Source organism: Parafrankia sp. FMc2 (genome assembly GCF_041008525.1).
GTDB lineage: Bacteria > Actinomycetota > Actinomycetes > Frankiales > Frankiaceae > Parafrankia.
In genome coordinates this window covers 1-6,388 of the sequence record NZ_JBFLUG010000237.1, presented here as the reverse complement: position 1 = coordinate 6,388, position 6,388 = coordinate 1, and the positions used below count along the sequence as shown (strand labels likewise).

Sequence of the window (6,388 nt, the reverse complement as noted above, 5' to 3'; positions counted from 1 at the left end):
GGCCTGGCGGGCCGGGGACCGGGCGCGCGGGGCGGCGGGCCGGCACGGCGAGGGCGCCGGCGGCGTAGAGCGCGGCGGTCGCGAGGGGCCAGTACGGGGTGGGCACCACGCCGGTGGCCCCGAGGGCGATCCCGCACAGTCCCGCGGCGCAGCCGGCCGTGTTCCGGGCCGAACCCAGCCAGGAGACAATGCGCTTACTGATAGCCACGTATTTCACGGAACGCCTCCGAGAGGGAGGACGACCGCGCGTCGAACATCGCGCCTCCCGTCTCGTCCGCGATGGCGCGCATCTCGTCGATCTGGGCGTCCCCGAAGACCACGGAGAAGGTTCGCACCGCCCGCGCGGTGTCGGGGAGTGCCCGGTAGACGGCGCGGAAGGCATCCGCCGTCTCGCCCTGGTTGTTCTCCCCGTCGGTCATCAGCACGATCGAGGTCAGGTGGCTCGGGTCGTCCGCCACGGCGTCGGACGCGTAGCGGTAGGCCGCGTTCAGCGCGGTGTAGATCGCGGTGCCGGAACCGAGGGTGAGGCCGTCGGCGGCGGCGGTGATCGCGGCCAGGTCGCGGGAGCCGGGTGACGGGTCGGTGACAGTGAACTCCTGGGTGCGGTGCACCACCCCGCTGAAGGTGATCAGGGTGACGCGCTCCCGCTCGCGGAACCGGGTGAACCGCCCGGCCAGCGAGTCGTCGGCACCGGCCAGGCCGGCGAGCGTGGAGCGCAGCAGGGCGAGCCGTTCCCCCTCCATGGACGGGGAGACGTCCAGGACGAAGATCGCGTGCGCGGGGCGGCGGAAACGACCCAGGTAGGCGGTCAGGAGCTGGTCCGCCACGGCGCGGGTGGCGGGGAAGGGCAGTTCGGCGGGCAGCGGCCCGGTCGGCCATGGCGCGGGGTCGATCCGCACGCCGGGAGTGGCGGGGCGCCGGTGGGTCTCGGTCGCGAGACGGCGCTGGACGTCCGGTGTGCGCAGCCAGCTGACGAGCGCGTCGTAGGCCGCCCGGCGGTCGGCCCGCAGGAGCTGCAGCGGGTAGTCGGCGGTGATGATCCCGTCCCGCGGGTAGATGATCGTCAGTGGCGTCGAGCGAAGCCTGTCGGCGTTGAGCGCGAGGATCTCCGACTCGTAGTTGATCACCGCGCCGACGGGGGTCGTCGACCGGACGAAGGCATCCGTCAGCCAGGCGGAGCTGCCGGCGGTGAGGACCTGCCCGGAGAAGAAGGACGTCAGCGCGTCGGGCCGGATGTCGTCGACGGTGAGGGCGTCGGCGGTGCCGGCGAGCGCGGCGGCGATGCCGGTCAGCGCGGAGAAGCCCGAGTTGGAGGCGGCGGGGTTGGTCATCGCGTAGGTCAGCTCGCCCACCGCGACCTTCTCCGCGACGTCCGCCCAGGTCACGGAGGAGTTGCCGACCCAGCCGAACCGCCGCGCCAGCTCGGGGCGCACACCGACGACCACCGGCGACATCATCGTGGTCGCCCGGGCGACGACCGTCTTCGGGTCATCGAGCGCGAGGTGCAGGTAACGGTCGGAGGCGAGCCACGCGGCGTCGGCGTCGGCCCGCCCGCCCGCGATGTGGTCGACGGCGTCCAGGGTCCCGGTGTACTCCAGGGTGACCTCGACGCCGCTCTCACGCTGGAAGTCCTCGAGGATCCCGCCAAGGTCCCGCAGTTCCGAACCCGCCAGGATGCGCAGCGTGCCGCCGACGCGGCCGGGCCCGCCGGTCCCGTCCGGCCGGGTGGGGGATTCGCTCCCGCCGGTGCAGGCTCCGGCACCGGCGAGGACGGCGAGGACCGCCAGGCACGCGGCCGCGCTCCGCCGCAGCCGGCCCGGGTTCAGGCGGTGGATCATCCGGTGCCTCCCCGGTAGCGTTCCTCGATACGGCCGATCATCCGCTCGGAGATCTCCTGGCTGGGCGGCTCGACGACGTCGATCAGCTCGGGCGGCCCGGAACCGGTGTTCGCGGCGCTCTGCCCGCGCTCCTGGCCCGCGGCGGCCGGGTCGCTGGGCCGGAACCCGTGCCGGACGGCGAGCCGCACCAGCCCCGGGTCGGTGGTCAGCAGCTGGCCGATGGCATCCCCGGCGTCGGTCAGCGGCACCACGGTGTGCCGGGCGTAGATCGTCGGTGTCGGGTAGAGAAGCAGCATCTCGTTGGTGATCGAGCCGTCGTTCGCGCGGACCCGTTCGAGGAACTGCGCCTCGTAGATCATGACGAGCGGCGCCTTGCTCATGCCGATGGAGAGGTACTCGTCGAACGGTTCCGCGGTGGTGCTGTTGAGATAGCCCTGGCGCAGGAACAGGTCGGCGGCGAGGGCGGCCATCTCGTCGGCCTTGGCCGGATCGGTGACCACCTGGTCGTCGTTCGCCACGTAGGAGACGAGCGCCAGGTACAACGCCGCCGAGTTCGAGGTGCGGACGTCTGTCGACCCGATGAGCACCGAGCGGTCGGTGGCGTACGCGGTGTCGGCGCCCGGCAGCTGGGACCAGCGCCGGCCCTCCGCGACCAGGTCCAGGTAGGCGCGCATGTCGAAGAAGCGCACATCGCCCTCGGCGCGGACCACGCCGGCCCTGGTCAGCAGCTCGGCGATCGGGCCGAACGTGGCGATGGCCATCGGCGAGTAGAACGGCAGGTGCGAGCGGGTCAGGTTGTGATCGCGGCGGATGCGGTCGGCCTGCGGGGTGTTCGCGGGGAAGACGAGGTCGTAGCCGCTCAGGTCCGGCCGGGTGGCGATGTCGCGACTGCCGGCGATGTCGACGGTCAGCCGGTAGCCGGCGTCCGCCAGCGCCCTGGTGACGTCGGGATCGGTCAGGAACGACCGTTTCTCCGACCCGACCAGGGCGCGGACGGTGACCAGCTCGTCGTCGCCGCCCGCACCGAGGCGAGGCACGACCGCGAGCGCGGCGACTCCCGCGACCAGCAGGAGTGCCAGCGCGGGTCCGAGGACGCGGGTCAGGCGCACCACGCGATCATCAGGGCACGGAACGGCCTGCCGGTGTCGCCGCCGCGACAGTACGGAGGGTGTTCACCTGAATGTCATGCAGAACACCCGTCTGGCGGATTTCGGCCACGTGTGTCGGGGCTCCGTTGTTGTGGTTGGCGCAGTTGCCGTCCGCTCGACCCCGGGCTGTCATGTCTGATCCGTTCCCGCGTTCTCCGTGATTGCTTCGCTTGGTGGCGCGCGCCGCCGGCGACGGACGCCGTCGCCGCGCTGGAGGATCTGTGGAGCCTCGCGGGCAGGATGTTCGCGGCAGCGAACTGGCCGGTGACCCCTCGGCCGACCCGTCGGCGCAGTCCCGGCGGGGGGTGGGCCGGCGCGGACTGATCGCCGGTCTCGCCGCCGCGCCGCTGGTCGTGGCCACCGCCTCGGCTGCCTCGGCCGCTCCGGCCGGGTCCAGCACGCCGTCCGGCGCGCCGGCGGGCGGGCGCCCCGGCGGCCCGGGCCGCGGGAACCGGACTCTGGTGATCGGCCACCGCGGTGCGTCGGGCTACCGCCCGGAGCACACCCTGGCCTCCTACGAGCTTGCCGCGCGGATGGGCGCCGACTTCGTCGAGCCGGACCTGGTGGTGACGAAGGACGGTCACCTCGTCTGCCGGCACGAGCCCGAGATCGGCGGCACGACGGACGTCGCCGACCGCGCCGAGTTCGCCGCCCGCCGGGTGACGAAGCAGCTGGACGGCGTCGCCGTCACCGGCTGGTTCACCGAGGACTTCACCCTCGCCGAGCTGAAGAAGCTGCGGGCGAAGGAGCGGCTGCCCGCGGTCCGGCAGGAGAACACGCTGTATGACGGCCGGTACGAGATCCCGACCTTCGTGGAGGTCGTCGAGCTGCGCCGGCGGCTGTCGGCGGAACTCGGCCGTGAGATCGGCGTCTACCCGGAGACCAAGCACCCGACCTACTTCCAGCAGGCCGGGCTGGCCCTCGAGCAGCGGCTGCTGGACATCCTGCACCGCAACGGCCTGAACACCCGCACCGCGCCGGTGTTCGTCCAGTCGTTCGAGACGAAGAACCTCGGCGACCTGCGCCGCCGCGGCCTGCGGACGAACGCGGTGCAGCTGCTGAGCTCGGCCGGGGCGCCCTACGACCTGGCCGCCGCCGGCGACCCGCGCACCTACGCCGACCTGATCACCCCCGCCGGGCTGAAGGGCATCGCGGCCTACGCGAACGGGATCGGCCCGGAGAAGGCCCAGGTCATCCCGGTCGGCGCGGACGGGAAGCTCGCCGCCCCGACGGCTCTGGTCCGTAACGCGCACGCCGCCGGGCTGCTGGTCCACCCGTACACGTTCCGGGCGGAGAACCAGTTCCTGCCGCCGGACCTGCGCCGGGGGACCGTCACCAGCGACTACGGCCGCGCCATCGACGAGCAGGTCGCCTACCTGCGTGCCGGCATCGACGGCGTGTTCACCGACAACCCGGACATCGGCGTCGTCGCCCGCTCCGACTCTCAGGTCGGGTAGAGCTCGGTCTGCTCCACCTCGGCGATCGTGGCCTGCGGTGGCGGCAGGAACCCCAGCTGGACGGTCCGCGGCTTCAGCAGGGCGCCGAGCAGCCAGTCGGCGGCGACGTAGGCCCGGTTGGTCGCCGACTTCAGTGCCACCAGGTGGTAGCCCCGGGTGACGGCCGCGGCGGGCAGGCCGGCGAGGTTCAGGCCCAGCGGGTTGGCCACCGCGTCCGCCCCGCCGAGGTCGACGACGAAGCCCAGGTCGCGGTGCTGGTACGGCCGCATCTGGCCGAAGCCGAGCGAGGCGGCGATGTTCCGACCCGCGGCGGTGCCCTGCCGGACAGCGTTCTGCGCGGTCTGCCCGGCGGGGACGCCGCCGCGGGTCGTGTCCGGCACCGCGGCGGCGTCCCCGAGCGCGAACACCCCGGGCAGGCCGGGTACCCGGAACTGGTCGTCGACGACGATGCGGCCCCGCACCGTCTCCGTCCCGAGCGCGCGGACCAGCGGGTTCGGCGTCACCCCCGCGCACCAGACGAGCGTGTGGGCCGGAACGACCTCGCCGGTGGTGAGCGTGACCGTGTCCGGACGGACCTCGCGGACCGAGGTGGACAGCTGGACCTCCACCCCCCGCTCCCGCAGCACCTTCGACGCGCCGGCGCCCAGATGTTCGTCCAGCTCGGGCAGGACCCGCTCGGCGAGGTCGACCAGCAGCCAGCGCACCTCGTCGACCCGCAGCCGCGGGAACTGCTCCAGCGCCTTGACGGTGAACCGGCGCATCTGCGCGGCCAGCTCCGTCCCGGTGTAGCCGGCGCCGACGACGACGAAGGTGCAGCGCGCCCGGCGCTCGGCCTCCTCGGCGCTGGCATCGGCGTAGGCGAGTTGGCGCAGGACGTGATCGCGCAGGTAGACGGCCTCGGCCAGGTTCTTCATCCCGAGCCCGTGCTCGGCCAGACCGGGGATGTCGAAGGTCCGGGTGTGGGCACCGGGGGCGAGGACGAGCCGGTCCCAGCCCAGCGTGAACGGTGTGCCCGCCCGGCTGAGCACGGTGACCGTCCGGCCGCGGGTGTCGATCTCGGTGGCATGGCCCAGGTGGGACACCGTCCGCCGCAGGGTCGCGCGGACGGAGACCGCCAGGTGCCGCGGCTCGATGTCCCCGGCGGCGACCTGCGGCAGCAGCGACGTGTAGAGCAGATGGTCGACGGGGGAGACGACGGCAAGTTCCGCCGCGCCCGCGGGAAGCCGAGCCTCCAGGTAGCGGAGCACACCGAGACCCGCGTAGCCGCTGCCGACCACGACCACCCGCGGCCGGCCGGACCCGCGCCCGGCGAGGGCGGACATGACCTCCGGTGAGTTCGTGACCTCCCGCGTGACCTCCCGTGAGCTCGCGGCCTCCCGCGGGCTTGCGGTCGCGGTCGTGGTCTCGGCGGGGGCGGCGTTCGCGTCCGTGGTCCGTGCCGTGGTCGCTGCCGCCGGCCCGGTCCCGGTCTGGCGCCAGCGCTCGGCCTGGCGGATGAGGCGGGCGACGGTCGGCGAGTTCCTCATGGCAGCGCTCCTCATCGGCGAGCGGTCGCGATCGGGCGGGTGGCCTGGTGTCCCCGGCAGCGTTTTCGGCGTTCGCGACGGCCTTCCCTGGAGGGCCGGTCCCAACCCGCGCCCGGCCCGGAGGGGCCGGGGACTGTCGGCCGGCGAAATCACCGCTTGTGGTGACACTCAACCCAGGATGGTGACGTCGTGAGACTGAACCGTCACTGAACCGGAGGTGGGCACGATAGAGGTCGGACGGGTGCCACCCACCGTCGGCCCTGGAGGTCGGATGGTTACAGGTGCCCGGCCAGTCGGAGATCACGTGAGCTGTTTCGGACGTGAGGAGTAGGCGATGAGGGCGACATACGAAGCACCGGCGATCCAGGCCCAGGGCTCGTTCCGGGACTCGACCCGTGCCGGCGTGCTGATCGTCGGTG

General features: G+C 73.1%; 5 protein-coding genes and 1 pseudogene. 2 read left to right on the top strand and 4 right to left on the bottom strand.

Going from position 1 to position 6,388, the window contains the following annotated elements; all coding sequences use genetic code 11:
• The 3 genes and pseudogenes from AB1460_RS34990 to AB1460_RS34980 all read right to left on the bottom strand — a co-directional run.
• Positions 1–208: pseudogene (locus AB1460_RS34990) on the bottom strand (hypothetical protein); the annotation flags it as partial.
• Entirely contained in the window at positions 195–1,838 is a 1,644-nt protein-coding gene (locus AB1460_RS34985; RefSeq protein WP_368966661.1) for a substrate-binding domain-containing protein, read from the bottom strand. The pseudogene AB1460_RS34990 and the gene AB1460_RS34985, both read right to left, overlap by 14 nt.
• The gene (locus AB1460_RS34980) at positions 1,835–2,950 is read right to left on the bottom strand and encodes a hypothetical protein (protein WP_368966659.1); all 1,116 of its coding nucleotides are present in this window, start codon (positions 2,948–2,950) and stop codon (positions 1,835–1,837) included. Before AB1460_RS34980 ends, AB1460_RS34985 begins: the two co-directional genes overlap by 4 nt.
• Positions 2,951–3,291: 341 nt before the next feature.
• On the opposite strand from AB1460_RS34980, the gene AB1460_RS34975 reads away from it, so the two are divergent.
• Positions 3,292–4,443, top strand: coding sequence for a glycerophosphodiester phosphodiesterase (locus AB1460_RS34975; protein WP_368966665.1), 1,152 nt, complete (start codon positions 3,292–3,294; stop codon positions 4,441–4,443).
• Here the strand turns inward: AB1460_RS34975 and AB1460_RS34970 are convergent.
• Positions 4,431–5,969, bottom strand: coding sequence for an NAD(P)/FAD-dependent oxidoreductase (locus AB1460_RS34970; protein ID WP_368966658.1), 1,539 nt, complete (start codon positions 5,967–5,969; stop codon positions 4,431–4,433). The genes AB1460_RS34975 and AB1460_RS34970 overlap by 13 nt on opposite strands.
• Positions 5,970–6,303: 334 nt before the next feature.
• On the opposite strand from AB1460_RS34970, the gene AB1460_RS34965 reads away from it, so the two are divergent.
• Positions 6,304–6,388, top strand: an 85-nt coding sequence (locus AB1460_RS34965; protein WP_368966663.1) for a lasso RiPP family leader peptide-containing protein, incomplete at its 3' end; no start/stop codon positions are given.